Here is a 17,163-nt window from a genome sequence, read left to right as displayed (position 1 = left end):
GGCGAGCGAGAATCAAGAAACAGGTGCCTCGGTGGCCTCGGCGCGCCCGAAGCGCCCCTCGTACAGACGCAGTAGTGCGGGGATCACAAACAGCACCAGCAGGGTGGCGAACGCGAGCCCGAACACGATCGAGATCGCCATCGGGATCAGGAACTGCGCCTGCACCGAACGTTCGAACAGCAGCGGCGTGAGACCGGCGATGGTGGTGACCGAGGTCAGGATGACCGCTCGCAGGCGCTGACAGGCGGCCTCCACGATTGCCTCGCGCAGGGCGAGTCCGGTCTCGCGCAGCCCCTGGTAGAAACTGACCAGGATGATCGAGTTGTTGACCACGATCCCGGTCAGCCCGAACAGCCCGAACAGCGACAGGATGGTGAGCTCCACGCCCATCACCCAGTGCCCGAACAGCGCGCCGAGGATCCCGAACGGGATGATTGCCATTACGATCAGCGGCCAGCCCCAGGAGGCGAATACCCAGGCCAGCACGATGTACATCAGGCCGAGCGCCAGCAGCAGGCCCATCCGCATGTCGGCAAAGGTCTCTTCCTGATCGGCCGCGCGACCTTCGAACGAGTACTCGACGCCAAAGCGGTTGGCCAGATCGTCCAGTGGTCCGTCCTCGAGTGCTGCCCGGATGCGGGCGGCGTTGTTGACCGCCCGATCCACCTCGGTCGAGACCTGAATGGCCAGTCGCGTATCGGCGTGGCGCAGGGTCTCGAATCCCTGGCGCGAGCGCAGTTCGACGACGTCGTCCAGTGGCACGAACGCCCCGTCCGGCAGGCGCAGGTTCAGCCGCTCGAGGCTCTCGCTGCGGTGGCGCTCGCCATCCGGCAGGCGCACGCGCACCTCCACTTCCTCCAGCCCGTCCTGATAGAGCTGGGCGAGGTAGCCATCAAAAGCATTGCGCAGCTGCACGCCGACCGATTCGGTCGTCAGCCCGACCGCGCGGCCCTCGGGCTTCACCTGAAACACGAACTGCTCGCGCCCGAACGGGGTGTCGTCGCTCGTGGCGAAGGTCCCGGGGAAGTCGTCCAGCATATCGGCCAGCTCCAGCGCCGCCTCCTTCAGAACATGCGGGTCGTCACCGGTCAGGCGGATATCGAGGTCGCGGCCCGGCGGACCGGTCTGGCGTTCGTCGATGGAGAAGTTTTCGATGCCCGGGGCCTGTCGGATGCGATCCTCCCACTCGCGGATGAACTCGCGGTTGCGCACGGTTCGCTCCTCCGGTGAGACCAGTTCCACCTGGATGTTCCCGAACTGTTCTCCGCGCGGCGCGTTGCCATCGCCCGGGTCGATCCCTTTGCCGAGACGGGTCACGGAGGTGCGCACTAGATTGCCGCCCAGCGCCTCCTCGGTCTCCTCGAGGGCGCGTTCGGCGTGGATCAGGAACGATTCCACGCGCTCGGGCGGGGTGCCGGCGACGAAGTTCACCCCGGCGTTGACGATCGTACCCTCGGGCGAGGGGAAGAAGGTGAAGCCGATGCGGCCGCTGGCCGCCAGGCCAATGGCGAGGATCAGCGCGCCCACGGCCAGCGCCAGCGTGACCCCTGCATGGTCCACCGAGTGCGTGACGGCGCGGCGGAACGGGCCATTGCGCAGACGCTCGAAGCCGGCGTCGAAGCGCGCCCGCAGGCTGCTCGGGGCGGGTTCCTTGAGCCGGTGCATCACACCCTTCAGGTGGGCCGGCAGGATCAGGAACGCGATCAGCAGGGTCGCCACGATCACGCAGATGACCACCAGCGGGATATCGAACAGGATATTGCCGATCACCCCGCCGATCAGCATCAGCGGCATGAAAGCGGCGACGGTGGTCAGCGACGCTGCGATCACCGGCCCGACCATGCGTCGGGCGCCGTCGCGCGCGGCCCGGCCCGCGTCCAGCCCGCGCTGGTGCAGGCTGTAGGCGTGCTCCGAGACCACGATTGCGTTGTCGACGATGATCCCCAGCGACATGATGAAGCCGAACAGCGAGATCATGTTGATCGACCCGCCCACGATCCACAGCACGACAAAGGCGGCGGTAAACGCGATCGGGATGCCCAGGGCCACACGCAGCGCGACATGCCGGTTGAGGAACAAGAACAGGATCCCCAGTACCAGCATCAGGCCGCCGAGGCCGTTTTTCAGCAGCAGGTTGATGCGCTCGGCCAGCAGTTCCCAGAAGGCATCCATCACCTGGAGATCCACGCCCGGGGGCAGGGCGGGTCGGGTCGCCTCCAGCCAGTCCTCGAGGACGCGTGCGGCCTCCAGCGAGTCGCCCGTCTCCGAGCGCAGCAACTGCATCTCGATCGCGGGCTTGCCGTTGGCACGGGTGCGCACCTCGCCATCGCGCGGGCGCAGTTCGATATCGGCGATATCGCCCAGCCTGATGCGCCCCAGATCGGTGTCGCCGCGCAGGATCAGCCGCTCGAAGCCGATCACATCGCGGGCCTGCTCCAGACTGCGAATCTGGCGCGCGGTATCATCGCGGCCGACCGAACCCGCGGGAAAGTCCTGTGCCATCTCGCGGATCTGCGCACCAATCTGGTCCAGGGTCATGTCCAGGCGGTAGAGCTCGCGGGCAGGCACCTGGATGGCCATCTCGTCCTCGGTCAGCCCGGTGAACTCGATCTGAGCGATACCGGCATCGAGCAGTTCGCGCTCGAACTGGCGGGCCAGACGGCGCAGCTGCTGCGGGTCTTCCGGGCCGGTAATCAGCAGCCGGGCTACGGGCTCGTAGCGGATGATCCGTTTAACGACGGGGGTTTCGGCGTCCTCCGGCAGATTGCGCTGCTGGTCGACGCGGTCATTGACCTGCTCGGCGGCCCGTGTCATGTCGGTGCCCGCCTCGAACTCCAGCGTGACCACGCCGACCCCCAGCGCAGAGGTCGAGGTCATGTTGCGCAAGCCGTCTACGGTGCGCAGGTCCTGCTCCAGGGGATCGATGATCGCCTGTTCCACGTCCTCCGCACTGGCTCCGCTCCAGACCACTTCCACGGTCATGAAGTCCAGCTCGAAACTCGGGAAAAACTGGGTGTTCAGCTTGGTCAGTGCGAACGCCCCGGCCAGCAGCATTAGCGCGATCAGCAGATTCGCGGCCAGGCGGTGTTCCAGGAACAGTTGAATGGGACCCCGCGGTGGCCGGCCGTTGTCGCGCGATCCCCCGCCGGGCATTGGGCGCTCGTCCGGGCCGTCGCCGGCGCGCTGGCCGGGATCGGCGTCAGTCATCGTTCGGGTCCTGTTCCCCGTTGCGGTCGGAGGCGCGCGGGATCGCGGCATCGCGGTCCGGGCGTTCGCCGGGCTCCTCGACCTCGACCTTCAGACCGTCCACGGCATTGGGCAGGCGGGTGGCGACCAGGATGTCGCCCGTCTCCAGATCCGGGTGACGGATCAGCGCCCGGACGTCCCCGGCATCGGTCACGAACTCGCCGAGGCGCTCGACCCGCAGCGACTGCATGCGGTCATCCACCACGCGGAAGATCTGGTCCCGGCCATACAGGGCCTCGTAGGGTACAGCCACGCTGTCGGCCTCGGCCGGCAGGCGCAGCGTCAGCTCGACAAAGCGGTTGAGATTCAGCGCCGAATGACCCTCGCGCACCTCGAAGATGCCGCGCGTCCCGGCCTCGCCCGCACGCGTCTCGCCTTCCAGGCGCGTCAGTTCGGTACGCACTGTGCGCCCGCCCACTTGGGCGCGGGCGGTCAGTTCCTCGCCCGCGTCCAGCAGTTCCTCGATGCGCGGGAGGATGTAGGCCGGGATGCTGGCGCGAATCTCGAGATCGTCGAGCGCGAACAGGCGCACCAGCGGGTCGCCCGGCCGGGCGCGCTCGCCGGCCGCCACCTCGACCTCGACCACCCGGGCATCGAAGGGCGCGGCGATCATGGTGCGCTCGAGATCGATGCGCGCCTGATCCTCGGCGGCTCGCGCGCGTTCCAGGCGGGCTTCTGCCTGGGCCATGCGCATCGGGGCATCGGCCACCGCCTGCTCGCGGTTGTCCACCGTCAGGCTGGCCTGTTCCAGGGCCTCCCGGGCTGTGTCCACGTCGGTCTCGGAACCGAGATCGCGTTCGCGCAGGTTCTGTGCACGGCGCAGCCCACGCTCGGCGATTTCCAGGAGCTCTCGTTCGCGCACCAGGGCCTCGCGATCGAAACGGGCGCGGATCTCCTCGCTTTCTTTGGCCCCCTCCAGTTCGCGGCGTTCGGCCGTGCGCTGGGCCAGCAGCAGCTCCGCCTCGCGCGGGTCGATGCGCACCAGGGTTTCGCCAGCCTCCATGCGGGCGCCGATCCGGGCCGGGACGGCCTCGATCTCGCCCTCCACGGCTGCGCGCAGGGTGGCCGTCCGGGCCGACGCGCTGCGTCCGTTCAGCAGGATGCCCGGGTGGTGTTCGCCGAGCTCGGCCACCAGTCCCTGCACCGGCCAGGTCCGTTCGGTGGCCTCTGGCGCGGGTGCCTCGGGCCCGGTCGCGCGCAATACGAGGAAGCCCACGATCGCGGCGGCAAGGATCAGCAAAGGGGGCAGGGCACGTCGAAGGAAGCGCGGCATTGGGTTCTCGGTCGGATGGGGCAGGGCCGGTCGGTTGGAGGCACGTGGAGGGCGGAGGGTTCCTTTCCGGAGCGACATTTTAAGCGAATTGTCTGTGTACGCGACTGTGCCTCGCCGATGATGCCTGCTGGGTTAAGGAAACACTGATCAATGTACACACTCGCGTTGGTATCCCAGGTTTTCCGAGGCAAGACGCGTCGTGCAGCGGGTAGTGGTTCTACCCGCAAGCGGCGCAACGCAGGATCGGGGAACCTGGGGTACCAACCCCGCAACTTAATGAACGAAGGGGCTCGGCCGCCCGTTGTTATCAAAAACGGGCGCGGGAACGGCGTTGCGGCTCCCTTGTGCAGAATGACTGCACGGCGGTTACCGCGCCTTGTTCGCACGCAAAAGCGACTCGAGCGCGAGTGTGTACATTGATCAGTGTTTCCTTAGTATGCGGCCCGTCAGATATTTGGAGAGAGCGATGACCAAACTTGGCGTATTACGACACCTCGGGGCCGTCGCCCTGGTTCTTGGCCTCGGTGTAGGTGGTGGCACCACGATGGCCGACGACGAACCGAAGGTTTGCGAATGCCTGGAAGGGCTGGAGATGGAAAGTACGCCGTGGGTGCGTCTGGTGCCGGGGGATACCACCGCCGGGTACCTGGAGCTGCGCAACACTGGCGAGTCCGACCGTCGGATCGTGGCCGCCGAGTCGCCGATCGCCGAGACCACTGAATTGCACGAGCACACCCATGAAGATGGCGTGATGCGCATGCGCCAGGTTGATTATCTGGACCTGCCCGCGGGCGAGACCCTGGTGCTGGAGCCGGGCGGCCTGCACCTGATGTTCATCGGCCTGCATGAGCCACTGACGGCCGGTGACTGGGTCGCCGTGCGGGTGACCTTCGAGGACGGCGAGACCATGGATGTCCACATGCAGGTGCGCCGTGGCGAGGCCGAGGAGGGCGCCGGGCGCGGCCACATGGAGCACGACGACGCGGGCCACGGGCGTGGCGGCCACGGGCACTGACGCGCCCGCCAGCACGGGTGGAGTTAAGGAAACACTGGTTCCTTAGTTCTCCGGCCGGTTCGGGATTTCGATCGTCGCCTCGGCGCGAAGGGCCTCCAGTTTTTCCTGTATTGCGCGGCTTTCCAGAATCTCGATGATCTCGGTGCGCACCTCGTCCAGTGGCGGGACTTCCACCTCGCGGGTGTCGTCCAGACGGATCAGGTGCCAGCCGAACTGTGACTGCACGGGCGTGTCGGTGGTCTGGCCGGGTTCCAGCGCCTCGGTGGCGGCCGCGAATTCCGGCACCATGCCATCGGACGTGAACCAGCCCAGGTCCCCGCCCCGGGCGGCGGATCCCGGGTCGATGGAGTGCTCCTCGGCCAGCTCCGCAAAATCGGCCCCGTCGTCCAATCGCGCCAGCAGCTCGCGGGCGTTGTCTTCGTCCTCGACCAGGATGTGACGCGCGCGGTACTCGGTACCGCGCAGGTATTCGACCTGGCGCTCGTATTCCGCTTCCACGTCCTCTTCGCTGATCTCGAGCTCCTCGGCGATGCGCTCCATCAGCATGGAAGCCAGCAGATTGGTCTCGACCATCTTCAGGATGCGCTGGATCTCGGGGTCGTCGTCCAGCCCGCGTTCCAGTGCCTCCTGACGCAGCAGTTCCAGGCTGATCACCTCGTCCAGCACGCCCTGGCCCTGCGCGGCCAGCCCCGGATCCTCGTCCATGCCGGCATAGGTAAACAGGTCGGCGCGGGTAATCGCGCGGCCGTTGACGATGGCGACGGTGTCCTCGTCATCGGTATCGGTGATGATTTCGTCGAGCTCGCTGGCCTCTTCGTCGGGTAGCGGCAGACCCTCGTCGCCATTACCGCAGGCGGCCAGAAGGCCCGCGAGCGCGAGGGCGGCAATGAGCGCGGCGGGACGGGTACGCATGATCAAAACACCTGCTTGAAGGGGCGAACGTCGACCGAGGTGTAGACCCCCGCGGCGACATAGGGATCGGCATCGGCCCACTCGTGGGCGGCCTCCAGCGAGGGGAACTCGGCCACGATCAGGCTGCCGGTGAAGCCGGCGGGGCCCGGGTCGTTGCTGTCGATCGCCGGCAGCGGACCGGCCAGAACCAGGCGGCCGGCCTCGTGCAGCGCCTGCAGGCGGGCGACGTGTTCCGGCCGCGCAGCGAGGCGGGAATCCAGCGAGTCGGGCGCATCCTGGCCCTGGATCATGTAGAGCATTGATCGGCGTCTCCGTGGGTTGGGACGTGAATTCTAACGCAGCCAGCCCGCCTTATAAGCGGCGCCCACCATGCGCTACACTGCGCGCCTTGTCATCAGTGGCCCGACTTCATGATCGCGATACACCCCGAAAACCCGCAGCCCCGGCTGATCCGGCAGGTCCTGGATCGGCTGCACGAGGGCGCCGTGATCGCGATCCCGACCGACGCCTGTTATGCCCTGGCCTGCCTGCCGGGCGACAAGGCGGGTGCCGACCGTATCCGCCGCATACGCCAGGTTGACGAGACCCATCACCTCACGCTGCTGTGCCGGGATCTTTCGGAGCTCGGCGTCTATGCCAAGGTGGACAACACGGCCTTTCGTCTGATGAAAGGCCTGACGCCCGGGCCCTATACCTTCATCCTGCCGGCCACGCGCGAGGTGCCGCGCCGCCTGCAGCACCCCAAGCGCCGCACCATCGGCCTGCGCGTCCCGGACAGTCGCATCGTCTCGGCGCTGCTCGAGGAACTGGGATCGCCGCTGATGACCGCGACGTTGCAACTGCCGGGCGAGGATTTGCCACTGAGCGAGCCCTGGGTGATCGACGAGCGGCTGTCAAAGGTCGTGGACGAAGTCGTCGATGGCGGGGCCGGTACCCTGGAGCCCACGAGCGTGATTGACCTGACCGGTGATGTGCCGGAGATCATCCGTCACGGGGTCGGCGACGTGGCGTTTCTTGAGGAAGCGTGAGGGCATGGAGACCCGGGAGATGCGTGATGCGTAAATGGATCGTGCTGGTACTGGTGTTGCTGATCGTGGTCGCGGCCTGGCCTGTGTTTGTCGGTGGGCAGGTCGAGCGCAACGTAACCGAGGCCCAGCAGGCACGCATTGGCGAGGTGGACTTGCGCCACGAGATGGTCGAGTACCGGCGCAGCTATCGCACCGCCACCGCGCGCAGCGAGCTGACGCTCAACGATGGCGAGACCGAACTGGTCATTCCGCTGGAACACCGGGTGCGCCACGGGGTGCTCGGCGCCCGCGGCGAGTCGAACGTGGATCTGGATGCCCTCGAGGCCCCGGAGGGTTCGCTGGCGGCCCATCTGCTGCACGAGCTCGACCTGGTCGTGCAGACGCACGCCGGCATGGGCGGTCGTCTGACCACGCGCGTGCAGTTCGAGCCCCTGACGCTGGACCTGATGGAGGTCCCGGATGTGGCCGACCGGGTTGATGGCGAAGGGCCGCTGTGGCTCGAGCTGGATGCGGGTCAGGGGCGCTTTGCCTGGTCGGCGGAGCAACTGCTGCTGAGCCTGGACCTGCCCGCGCTGCGTCTGCATGACGACGAGGCGGACCTGCGAGTGGAGCAGGCCCGTTTTGCCACCGTGTTCGAGCCGGACGCGGATGGCATCTACGGCCGCCTGCCGGATTACGAGGGTGGCCTGGCGGCCGCGCAGGTTCACTTTCGCGACGAGCAGGGCGAGATGGAGCTGACCCGGCCGCGGGTGAATGCCTTCCAGAAGACCAATAACGATCGCCTGGACAGCCGCCTTCGTCTTGAGATCGACGAGGTCCGCCTGCGCGAGGCGGATGCCGACGTGCTGGAACTCGAGACTGTCGATCTCCAGCTGGCGGTGCTGCGCTGGGACCGCCCGGCACTGCTGCAGATGATCCAGGACCTGGAGGCGTTGCAGGAGCGTGACCTCGAACGCGGTCAGCGCCTGGCGCTTGGCGGGTCGGTGATCACCGACGCGATCGAGCGCATGATCGAACATAGCCCGGCGGTGGAGCTGAAGGCCTCGTTCAATGAATCCCCCGCACATCAGGTGGCGCTGGAGACCGAGCTGGGCCTGCGCGGTGATGCGCGCGGCTTCCGCACCCGGCCGCTGGAGACGGTGGTACTGGACAGCGAACTGCGGCTCGGGCTGGAATGGGTACGCGAGTTCGAGGCGGCCTATCCCGATGTGGAGCTGGACGAGCGTGTCCATGCCCTGGCCGCGCAGGGCTGGCTGCAGCGGGACGCCGACGCCGAGCTCTGGCGCGGGCACCTGAATATGGAAGACGGTCGCGTGTACGTGAACGAACGCGATCGCACGGCGGCCCTGTTGGGCATGCTGTTTGCCCTTTCGGGCGGCATGTTCTGAGTATCATCCCCAACGAACCCCACGAATAACGGAGAAGGAACCACTCGTGACCAGCAACCAGGGAACGAATCAGCGCGTGATCTCGGGCATGCGCCCGACCGGGCACCTGCATCTGGGCCATTATCACGGCGTCCTGAAAAACTGGATCGAGCTGCAGCACAACTACGAGTGCTTCTTCTTCGTCGCCGACTGGCATGCGCTGACCACGCACTACGAAGACCCGGGTGACTTGCAGCAGCATGTCACCGAGATGGTGATCGACTGGTTGGCGGCCGGGGTGAGCCCCGGCTCCGCCACGCTGTTCGTGCAGTCGCGCGTGCCGGAGCATGCGGAGCTGCACCTTCTGCTGTCGATGATTACCCCGCTCGGCTGGCTGGAACGCGTGCCGACGTACAAGGACCAGCAGGAACAGCTGCGCGAGAAGGATCTGGCGACCTACGGCTTTCTGGGCTACCCCGTGCTGCAAAGCGCGGATGTGCTGGCCTACCGCGCCGGCATGGTCCCGGTCGGTGAGGATCAGGTCTCGCATCTGGAGGTGACGCGCGAGATCGCGCGTCGCTTCAACCATCTCTATGGTCGCGAGCCGGGCTTTGCGGAGAAGGCCGAGGCCGCGATCGACAAGATGGGCAAGAAGGCCGCCAAGCGCTACCGCGACCTGCGCAAGCGGTTCCAGGAGCACGGCGAGGACGACGCACTGGAAGTCGCCCGGGCGATGCTCGAGTCGCAGCAGAACATCTCGCTGGGGGATCGCGAGCGCCTGTTCGGCTACCTTGAAGGCGGTGGCAAGATCATCCTGCCGGAGCCCCAGGCCAAGCTCACGCCCACCGCGAAGATGCCGGGGCTGGACGGGCGCAAGATGTCCAAGAGCTACGGCAATACCATCAGCCTGCGCACCGAGCCGGCCGAGGTGGAAAAACTGATCCGGACCATGCCGACCGACCCGGCGCGCGTGCGCCGTACCGATCCCGGCACGCCGGAGAAATGCCCGGTCTGGGACCTGCACCTGGTCTATACCGACGAGGCCAAGCGTGCCGAGCTGCACGAGGGCTGCACCTCGGCCGGGATTGGCTGCATCGACTGCAAGCGGCCGCTGATCGAGGAAGTACAGGCGGAACTGGAGCCGATCCAGCAACGCGCCAAGGAGTATGCCGAGGACCCGGCCCTGGTGCGCTCGATCATCGTTGAGGGCTCCGAAGCCGCGCGCGAAGAGGCGCGCGAGACCCTGGAAGAGGTACGCCGCGTGATGGGCCTGGATTACCTGCGATGACCCCATTCGGGAAGTTTCCACCGAGATGAGCCATGGACCCGCGCGATGAGCTGACGGACCTGGAGAACTCCGCGACGGTCGAGACCGGAGCGGAAGGCGAGTTTGTCTATCGCGTGCATGGCGAGCCGGTGGCCGAACTGCCGGCCGATCTGTATATCCCCCCGGATGCGCTGGAGGTCTTCCTCGAATCGTTCGAGGGTCCGCTGGACCTGTTGCTGTACCTGATCCGCCGACAGAACCTCGATATCCTCGCCATCCCGATCGCCGAGATCACGCGCCAGTACATGGCGTATATCGAGGTCATGCGTGCGCTGCGGCTGGAACTGGCCGGCGAGTATCTGGTGATGGCGGCGCTGCTCGCCGAGATCAAGTCGCGCATGCTGCTGCCGCGCCCGGTGCAGGCCGACGCGGACGAGGACACGGATCCGCGCATGGCGCTGATCCGGCAACTGCAGGAGTACGAGCAGTTCAAGACCGCGGCCGAGCGGCTGGACGAGATCCCGCGCATGGATCGCGACGTGTACGCCGCTGCTGCCAGCGTCGAGGCATTGGAGGGGCCGCCACCCCCGGCTCCCACGATGGACGAACTGATGGAGGCCCTGGCCGCGGTGATGCATCGGGCCAGCCTTTCCGCACACCATCACATCTCCACCGAGCAGTTGTCGGTGCGCGAGCGCATGAGCAGTATCCTCGAGGTCCTGCACCCGGAGCGGTTTACCGACTTCGTCACGCTCCTGCTCGCCTCCGAAGGGCGTCAGGGCGTGGTGGTTTCGTTTCTCGCCGTGCTGGAGCTGACCAAGTCCGGCCTGGTGGAGTGGGGCCAGAGCGAACCCTACAGCCCGATTCGGCTGCGCCGCCGGGGTGGCCGGCCGGACACGGAGGAAGCATGAACGACGTCACCAGCCCTGACGCCCCGCAAGCCGCTACCGAGCTCGACACCGACACGCTCGGCGCCATCGAACTCGCGATCGAGGCAGTCCTCTTTGCCGCCGCCGAGCCGGTCGCCCCGCGTGATCTGAAGGCCGCTTGCGAGGATCTGGGCGAGATCGATCAGCCGACGCTGGATCAGGCGATTGGCCGACTGCAGGAGCGCTATGCGGATCGCGCCATTGAGCTGGTGCGCACCGCTGGCGGATACCGCTTCCGCGTGCGGGCCCGCTTCTCGGCCACGGTCCAGGCGGCGCAGCCCGAACGCCCCGCGCGGCTGTCGCGCGCGCTGCTGGAGACGCTGGCGATCATTGCCTATCGCCAGCCGGTGACGCGCGCCGAGATCGAGGCGGTACGTGGCGTGGCGGTTAGCTCCGGGATCATGCGTACCCTGCAGGAGCGCGAATGGGTACGCGTGGTGGGGCACAAGGAGGTGCCGGGTCGTCCTGCGCTGTACGCGACGACGCGGACGTTCCTCGACGACCTGGGCCTGAAGCGCCTGGAGGAACTGCCGCCGCTGGACGCGATCCGCGACCTGGCGGACGTCGCCTCCGACGCGGGTTTCACCCTCGCACCGCCCGAGGACGAGGCCAATGGCCAGCTCCGCCTCGAGCCCGCCCCCGACTCCGACGACGACTCCCGCTAGCCGACGCCCGTTCTGTCGGACCCTGGTCTTGATGTGCCGTGCTCGACTAGCTGCGGTCGTTGAGGCTGGGCCTGGTTCGGCATCCGGTGTTTACGGTGGCTTCGTCTTGCCGCCTGCCAAGCGCTGTTTCGGCAGCGCAGGCAGGCGGCGGACCGAAGGCACATAAACACCGACGACGAACCAGGGCCGGCCACTGCGGTGCACGAAGCCGGAGATCGGCTAGCAGCGTGATTTGGCGCGAAGCGGTTACGAGTCGAGGCGCAGGGAGAAGTCGATAGCGCGGACGTGCTTGGTCAGGGCACCGACCGAGATGTAGTCGACACCGGTGGCCGCGATCTCGGAGAGGCTGTCCGGCGTGACCCCGCCCGAGGCCTCGGAGATGGCCCGCCCCCGGATGCGCTGCACGGCGGTGGCGAGGTCGTCCCGCGAGAGTTCATCCAGCATGATCACGTCGGCGCCCGCGGCCAGCGCCTGTTCGACCTCGTCCAGGTTCTCGGTTTCCACCTCCACCCAGCGCCCGGCCCCGAGCGCGCGGGCGCGCTCCACGGCGGCCGCGATCGAGCCACAGGCGGCGATGTGGTTCTCCTTGATGAGCACGGCATCCCATAGCCCGAGGCGATGGTTGTAGCCGCCGCCGATGCGCACGGCGTATTTCTGCCCGTGACGCAGGCCCGGCAGTGTCTTGCGGGTGTCGAGGATGCGGCTGTGGGCATCGCCCAGGCGGGCGACCCAACGGGCGGTCTCGGTGGCGGTCCCGGACAGCGTCTGCAGCAGGTTGAGCGCGGCGCGCTCGGCTGCCAGTACGGCGCGGGCCGGGCCTTCGAGCGTGGCGACGGGCTGCGCTCCGTCCGGTTCAAGGGCCGTGCCCTCGGCGACGAGCCAGTCGATACGGATCTCGGGTGCGAGGCTCGCAAACACGCGGTCGAACCACGCCTGGCCACACAGCACGCCGGGCTCTTTCAGCAGCAGGGTGGCGCGCGCGACGCGTTCCTCCGGTACCAGTGCCGCGGTGATGTCGCCGGTCAGGGTGTTGGGGCCCAGGTCCTCGGCCAGCGCCATCTCGACCTCGCGCACCAGCATGGCCGCGTCCGGCCGTGCCGGGCCCTGGGCGAACGGGTCATGCGGCGCATGCTGGTGCTCGTGCTCAGCCGTCATGGCGATCGGGCATTGGGCGGCCGGCCACATAGTCGTCGCGCAGCTTCTTCACCAGCCCGGCCAGCAGGATCAGCGCGATCAGGTTGGGCGCGGCCATCAGGATGTTGGCGATGTCGGAGAAGTTCCAGACCATGCCCAGCGGGATGGTTGCCCCGATGACGATCAGGATCACGAACGCAATACGATAGGGCATCACCGCGCGGTCGCCGAACAGGAAGTAGGCCGAGCGATCGCCATAGTAGGACCAGGCGATCATCGTGGAGAAGGCAAACAGCATCAGGCTGAAGCCGACCACCATCGCGCCGAACGGCCCCAGCGTGGTGCTGAAGGCGGTGGCGGTCAGCGAGGCGCCGACCACGTCGTCGGCGCGGTCAATGTAGGCGCCGGTGACCACGATCGCCAAGCCCGTCAGGGTGCAGACCACGATGGTGTCGATGAACGGCTCGAGCATTGCGACCGAGCCTTCGCGGGGCGGGTCGCCGTTTTTTGCTGCGGCGTGGGCCATGGCCGAGGAGCCGAGGCCCGCTTCGTTCGAGAACATGCCGCGTGCCACGCCGTACTGGATGGCCAGACCGATCGCGCCGCCGCCCGCCGCCCAGGGGTTCAGCGCGAGGTTCAGGATAGTGGCCACCGCGGCCGGCACGGCCTCGATGTTGGCGACGATCACGATGAACGCGCCGATCATGTACACCACGGCCATGAACGGCACGATGGCGGAGGCGATCAGCGCAATGCGCTTGACCCCGCCAATGATCACCAGCGCGACCAGCACGGCCATGGTCAGGCCGATGATCAGGGCCATCCAGCCCATGATGTCGTCATCCGCCCGCAGGTTCGGGACCATGAACGTCAGGCCGTCGACCACCGAGTTCGCCTGCACCATATTGCCGATGCCGAACGAGGCGATCAGGGTGAAGGCGGCGAACAGGATCGCCATCTTCTTCATCTTCAGGCCGTGCAGCAGGGTGAACATCGGGCCACCGGCGATGGTGCCGTCCGGCCCCACCTCGCGGTAGCGCACGGCAAGCGTGGTCTCGGCGAATTTGGTTGCCATGCCGAAGAAGGCGGTCACCCACATCCAGAAGAGTGCGCCGGGGCCACCGAGGGCAATGGCCGTGGCCACGCCGGCGATGTTCCCGGTCCCGATGGTGCCGGAGAGGGCCGTGGACAGGGCCTGGAATGGCGAGATCTGGCCAGCGCCACCGGCACGCCCGTCGGTGCCGCGCAGCGCGCGCCAGCCCTGGCGGAAGGCGACGACCTGGACCAGTCCCAGGCGGATGGTCAGGTAGAGTCCTGTGCCCAGCAGCAGGATCAGCGTGATCGGGTTGCCCCACAGGAGGCTGGCGGTGTCACCGAGGAACTGGTCGAGGGTATCGAGCATCGCGAAGGTCCTTTTGCCGGGCATGCAGTGGGCACTCCGGGCGAATGTACCGCGCCTTTTCCGCGTTGACGATAGGAAAACTCGAATGCCGCGATAGAAAACGTGCGGGAACCGGGGCGAAATCGCGCCTTCTCAACAGCCAAGGGAATGGATCTCAGGGAGGGAACATGACGCAGGATCGAGAACAGCCGAGTCATCAGGGCGATGTCGATTCGGCCAAGCCCGTCCCGCGGATCTTTCTGGTCGGATCACTGATTGCACTGGCCGCGTTCATCTGGCTGGTCAGTATGATCTGGCCGACCCTGGAAGGGCGCATTGCGGGTATGAGCACCCTGCAGATCGGCCTGCTGGCGAGCTTTGTTGCCGGCCTGATGACGGCTGTGGGCGCGATTCCGATCTTTTTCCTGCGCCGGATCAGCCAGTCGGTCGAGGACGCGATGATGGGCTTCGGGGCCGGGGTTATGCTCTCGGCCACCGCTTTCGAACTCGTGCTGCCTTCGGTGGAGCACGCCGAAGTTCAGTACGGCGGGGTCGGCATGGCGATCCTGGTGCTGTCGGTGGGTATGGCCCTGGGCGGCGGGGCGTTGCTGGCGCTGCACAAGCTGGTCCCGCACGAACACTTCCATATCGGTCCGCAAAGCGGGGCCGACCCCGCGAAGATCCGGCGTGTCTGGCTGTTCATCTTCGCGATCGCGCTGCACAACCTGCCGGAGGGGCTGGCCGTCGGGGTCGGCTTCGGCGGCGACGATGTCAGCGATGGCATCACCCTGGCGATCGCGATCGGTCTGCAGAACATCCCGGAAGGGCTGGTGGTGGCGATTGCGCTGCTCTCGCTGGGCTACAGCAAGTGGGCCGCGTTCGGCGTGACCCTGCTGACCGGGTTGGTGCAGCCGATCGGCGGACTGATTGGGGCCGGCGCGATCACGCTGATGGAGTTCCTGCTGCCCTGGGGGCTGGCCTTCGCCGCGGGGGCAATGCTGTTCGTGATCAGCCACGAGATCATCCCCGAATCGCACCGCAAGGGGCACGAGGCCCAGGCGACCGTCGGCGTGCTGGTCGGCTTCGTCGCGCTCCTGGCGATCGACCTGGCGCTGTAGCGCTGGTGCGGGCTCCAGCACTGTCCTTGCGAGGCTTGCAGTGGCAGTGCCCCTGAGGTCCAGGTGGGTCACAAGCCCGCCGCCGAAAAGTCGCCGCCACCCGTCCGGGCTTTCGCGAAGGAGATATTTGGGTGTACAATTAATTTCGTCTGCGGGTGCCCGACAATGCCCGCACACCGTTCTGGAAGAGATCTGCGATCGCGAGTCGATTGGCAGACGCCGAAGGCGCAACATCCGCCCGGAATCGCTCAGGCTACCGGACCGGAACGGTGCAGGAGACACACTCTGGAGAGCGGCCGGCGACGGCCCACCGAAGGGGGCGGCCCTGCAGCGAACAATCGCTGGCACGGCGCAAACTCTCAGGTTTCAGGACAGAGGGGCGGCTGGCAGGTAGACCCTGCTGGCCGCCCTTTTTTTATGCCCCGCGTACGCGCCGCGTGTATGGCAGGGGCCGCGTCGGGCCGGCAGGCGGTCCGTCTCACGAACTGGGAAACGCTGATTGATCGGCGTTTCCCTGCGGCACAGGGACGTGCCGCCGGAACCGACACCGTAGGGGTTGGTTCCGAAGCAAGCTGCAAACCGCGTTTGTAGCGCCGCGTGCGCTGATAAAGCCAGGATGGCTTTGTTCAGCGCCTCACAAAAGACGCAAGGCGACAAAGATGAGTCTGAAGAAAACGCCGCTTCACGCCGCGCACCAGCGCGCCGGGGCCAAGCTGGTCGACTTCGCCGGCTGGGAGATGCCGCTGCACTACGGCTCCCAGATGGAGGAGCACAAGATGGTGCGCGCCGGGGCCGGCATGTTCGATGTCTCGCACATGCAGGTCGTCGATATCCACGGCCCGCAGGCGCAGGCCTTCCTGCGCTACCTGCTGGCCAACGATGTCGCCAAGCTGAAGACCGAGGGCCGCGCCCTGTACAGCTGCATGCTGAACGAGGCTGGCGGCGTGATCGACGACCTGATCATCTACTGGACCGGGGGCGACAGCTACCGCGCCGTGGTCAACGCCGCGACGGCCGAGGGCGATATCGCCCACATGCAGCAGGTGGCGAAGGACTTCGACGTGAACGTCGAGCCGCGCCCGGAGTTCGCGCTGATCGCGATCCAGGGCCCGCAGGCGGTGGAGAAGACGCTGCCGCTGCTGCCGGAAGACTTGCGCGCGGCCGGCGATCTCAAGCCGTTCTCGGCGGTCTGGAACGACTCCTGGTTTGTCGCCCGCACCGGCTATACCGGCGAGGACGGCTTCGAGGTGATGCTGCCGGCGGAGCAGGCCGACGGCTTCTGGGAACAGCTGAAGGACGCCGGCGTGAACCCGATCGGCCTGGGCGCGCGTGACACGCTGCGCCTGGAGGCCGGCATGAACCTCTACGGCACGGACATGGACGACCGGACCAATCCGCTGACCGCGAATCTCGGCTGGACCATCGCCCTGAAGGACCCCGAGCGCGACTTCGTCGGCCGCAAGGCCATCGAGCAGTGGAAGGCCGAGGGTGTGTCCGAGCGCATGGTCGGGCTGGTGCTGGAGGGTCGCGGCGTGCTGCGCGGCGGTACCCGGATCGAGACCCCGTCCGGCGACGGCGTGGTGACCTCCGGCAGTTTCTCGCCGAGCCTCGGCGTGTCGGTTGCGTTCGCGCGCATCCCGGCCGCGGTGGATGCCGAGGAACTGCAGGCCGACATCCGCGGGCGCATGCTGCCGGTACGGGTGGTCAAGCCCGTGTTCGTGCGCAACGGCGAACCGCAGATCGAACTGAATCGCTAGCGAATTTATTGCCTCATGCCGCCTGCCACAGACTACACTGCGCAGGCGGGATCCAAACGAAAAAGGAAGAC

14 protein-coding genes and 2 riboswitches are annotated in these 17,163 nt (G+C 67.0%); of the genes, 8 read left to right on the top strand and 6 right to left on the bottom strand.

From position 1 onward, the window contains the following. Positions 1-12 precede the first annotated feature (12 nt). Positions 13-3,207, bottom strand: a complete 3,195-nt coding sequence (locus tag F579_RS0105520) for an efflux RND transporter permease subunit (RefSeq protein WP_019025159.1) — start codon at positions 3,205-3,207, stop codon at positions 13-15. Then, positions 3,200-4,519, bottom strand: coding sequence for an efflux RND transporter periplasmic adaptor subunit (locus tag F579_RS0105515; protein WP_019025158.1), 1,320 nt, complete (start codon positions 4,517-4,519; stop codon positions 3,200-3,202). Before F579_RS0105515 ends, F579_RS0105520 begins: the two co-directional genes overlap by 8 nt. A 466-nt stretch (positions 4,520-4,985) precedes the next feature. Between F579_RS0105515 and F579_RS0105510 the strand changes: the two genes are divergently transcribed. Then, positions 4,986-5,534: a copper chaperone PCu(A)C gene (locus F579_RS0105510; protein ID WP_026301116.1), complete on the top strand. Its 549-nt coding sequence runs from the start codon at positions 4,986-4,988 to the stop codon at positions 5,532-5,534. 42 nt (positions 5,535-5,576) lie between these two features. Here the strand turns inward: F579_RS0105510 and F579_RS0105505 are convergent, their stop codons facing one another. Beyond that, the gene (locus F579_RS0105505) at positions 5,577-6,446 is read right to left on the bottom strand and encodes a peptidylprolyl isomerase (protein WP_019025156.1); all 870 of its coding nucleotides are present in this window, start codon (positions 6,444-6,446) and stop codon (positions 5,577-5,579) included. A 2-nt stretch (positions 6,447-6,448) separates the two neighbouring features. Further along, positions 6,449-6,745 (bottom strand): YciI family protein, encoded by a 297-nt coding sequence (locus F579_RS0105500; RefSeq protein ID WP_019025155.1) that lies wholly within the window; start codon positions 6,743-6,745, stop codon positions 6,449-6,451. Positions 6,746-6,856: 111 nt separating this feature from the next. Between F579_RS0105500 and F579_RS0105495 the strand changes: the two genes are divergently transcribed. The 5 genes from F579_RS0105495 to scpB are packed head-to-tail and all read left to right on the top strand — an operon-like array spanning position 6,857 to position 11,702. After that, positions 6,857-7,474: an L-threonylcarbamoyladenylate synthase gene (locus F579_RS0105495; protein ID WP_019025154.1), complete on the top strand. Its 618-nt coding sequence runs from the start codon at positions 6,857-6,859 to the stop codon at positions 7,472-7,474. Between the two features lie 26 nt (positions 7,475-7,500). Continuing rightward, complete coding sequence (locus F579_RS0105490) at positions 7,501-8,862, top strand: DUF945 family protein (protein WP_019025153.1); 1,362 nt, start codon at positions 7,501-7,503, stop codon at positions 8,860-8,862. Positions 8,863-8,908: 46 nt separating this feature from the next. Continuing rightward, positions 8,909-10,129, top strand: coding sequence for a tryptophan--tRNA ligase (locus F579_RS0105485; RefSeq protein ID WP_019025152.1), 1,221 nt, complete (start codon positions 8,909-8,911; stop codon positions 10,127-10,129). Positions 10,130-10,161: 32 nt separating this feature from the next. Then, positions 10,162-11,019 (top strand): ScpA family protein, encoded by an 858-nt coding sequence (locus F579_RS0105480; RefSeq protein ID WP_019025151.1) that lies wholly within the window; start codon positions 10,162-10,164, stop codon positions 11,017-11,019. Next, positions 11,016-11,702: an SMC-Scp complex subunit ScpB gene (gene scpB / locus F579_RS0105475; RefSeq protein ID WP_019025150.1), complete on the top strand. Its 687-nt coding sequence runs from the start codon at positions 11,016-11,018 to the stop codon at positions 11,700-11,702. The genes F579_RS0105480 and scpB overlap by 4 nt, the downstream gene beginning before the upstream one ends. Positions 11,703-11,948: 246 nt before the next feature. Here scpB and nadC read toward each other — a convergent pair whose 3' ends face one another. Both nadC and F579_RS0105465 read right to left on the bottom strand, forming a co-directional pair. Beyond that, entirely contained in the window at positions 11,949-12,857 is a 909-nt protein-coding gene (gene nadC, locus F579_RS0105470; protein ID WP_019025149.1) for a carboxylating nicotinate-nucleotide diphosphorylase, read from the bottom strand. Then, entirely contained in the window at positions 12,847-14,238 is a 1,392-nt protein-coding gene (locus tag F579_RS0105465; protein WP_019025148.1) for a sodium:alanine symporter family protein, read from the bottom strand. Before F579_RS0105465 ends, nadC begins: the two co-directional genes overlap by 11 nt. 167 nt (positions 14,239-14,405) lie before the next feature. Between F579_RS0105465 and F579_RS0105460 the strand changes: the two genes are divergently transcribed. Both F579_RS0105460 and gcvT read left to right on the top strand, forming a co-directional pair. After that, the gene (locus F579_RS0105460) at positions 14,406-15,335 is read left to right on the top strand and encodes a ZIP family metal transporter (RefSeq protein ID WP_019025147.1); all 930 of its coding nucleotides are present in this window, start codon (positions 14,406-14,408) and stop codon (positions 15,333-15,335) included. A gap of 172 nt (positions 15,336-15,507) precedes the next feature. Continuing rightward, positions 15,508-15,609, top strand: a riboswitch (glycine riboswitch). A gap of 1 nt (position 15,610) precedes the next feature. Then, positions 15,611-15,720, top strand: a riboswitch (glycine riboswitch). A 274-nt stretch (positions 15,721-15,994) separates the two neighbouring features. Beyond that, a complete protein-coding gene (gene gcvT / locus F579_RS0105455; protein WP_019025146.1) occupies positions 15,995-17,092 on the top strand; it encodes a glycine cleavage system aminomethyltransferase GcvT in 1,098 nt (365 codons plus the stop codon). The last annotated feature ends 71 nt before the right edge of the window (positions 17,093-17,163 follow it).

Source organism: Thioalkalivibrio sp. ALJ21 (assembly GCF_000378605.1).
In the GTDB taxonomy this organism is placed as follows: domain Bacteria; phylum Pseudomonadota; class Gammaproteobacteria; order Ectothiorhodospirales; family Ectothiorhodospiraceae; genus Thioalkalivibrio.
Note: the sequence above shows the minus strand (reverse complement) of the source record. Positions and strands in the feature narration are given on the sequence as shown.

Coding starts and splice junctions, on each gene's coding strand:
- F579_RS0105520 (WP_019025159.1), bottom strand. CDS start 3,207: ATGACTGACGCCGATCCCGGCCAGCGCGCCGGCGACGGCCCGGACGAG.
- F579_RS0105490 (WP_019025153.1), top strand. CDS start 7,501: ATGCGTAAATGGATCGTGCTGGTACTGGTGTTGCTGATCGTGGTCGCG.
- F579_RS0105510 (WP_026301116.1), top strand. CDS start 4,986: ATGACCAAACTTGGCGTATTACGACACCTCGGGGCCGTCGCCCTGGTT.
- gcvT (WP_019025146.1), top strand. CDS start 15,995: ATGAGTCTGAAGAAAACGCCGCTTCACGCCGCGCACCAGCGCGCCGGG.
- nadC (WP_019025149.1), bottom strand. CDS start 12,857: ATGACGGCTGAGCACGAGCACCAGCATGCGCCGCATGACCCGTTCGCC.
- F579_RS0105500 (WP_019025155.1), bottom strand. CDS start 6,745: ATGCTCTACATGATCCAGGGCCAGGATGCGCCCGACTCGCTGGATTCC.
- F579_RS0105505 (WP_019025156.1), bottom strand. CDS start 6,446: ATGCGTACCCGTCCCGCCGCGCTCATTGCCGCCCTCGCGCTCGCGGGC.
- F579_RS0105495 (WP_019025154.1), top strand. CDS start 6,857: ATGATCGCGATACACCCCGAAAACCCGCAGCCCCGGCTGATCCGGCAG.
- F579_RS0105465 (WP_019025148.1), bottom strand. CDS start 14,238: ATGCTCGATACCCTCGACCAGTTCCTCGGTGACACCGCCAGCCTCCTG.
- F579_RS0105515 (WP_019025158.1), bottom strand. CDS start 4,519: ATGCCGCGCTTCCTTCGACGTGCCCTGCCCCCTTTGCTGATCCTTGCC.
- scpB (WP_019025150.1), top strand. CDS start 11,016: ATGAACGACGTCACCAGCCCTGACGCCCCGCAAGCCGCTACCGAGCTC.
- F579_RS0105460 (WP_019025147.1), top strand. CDS start 14,406: ATGACGCAGGATCGAGAACAGCCGAGTCATCAGGGCGATGTCGATTCG.
- F579_RS0105480 (WP_019025151.1), top strand. CDS start 10,162: ATGGACCCGCGCGATGAGCTGACGGACCTGGAGAACTCCGCGACGGTC.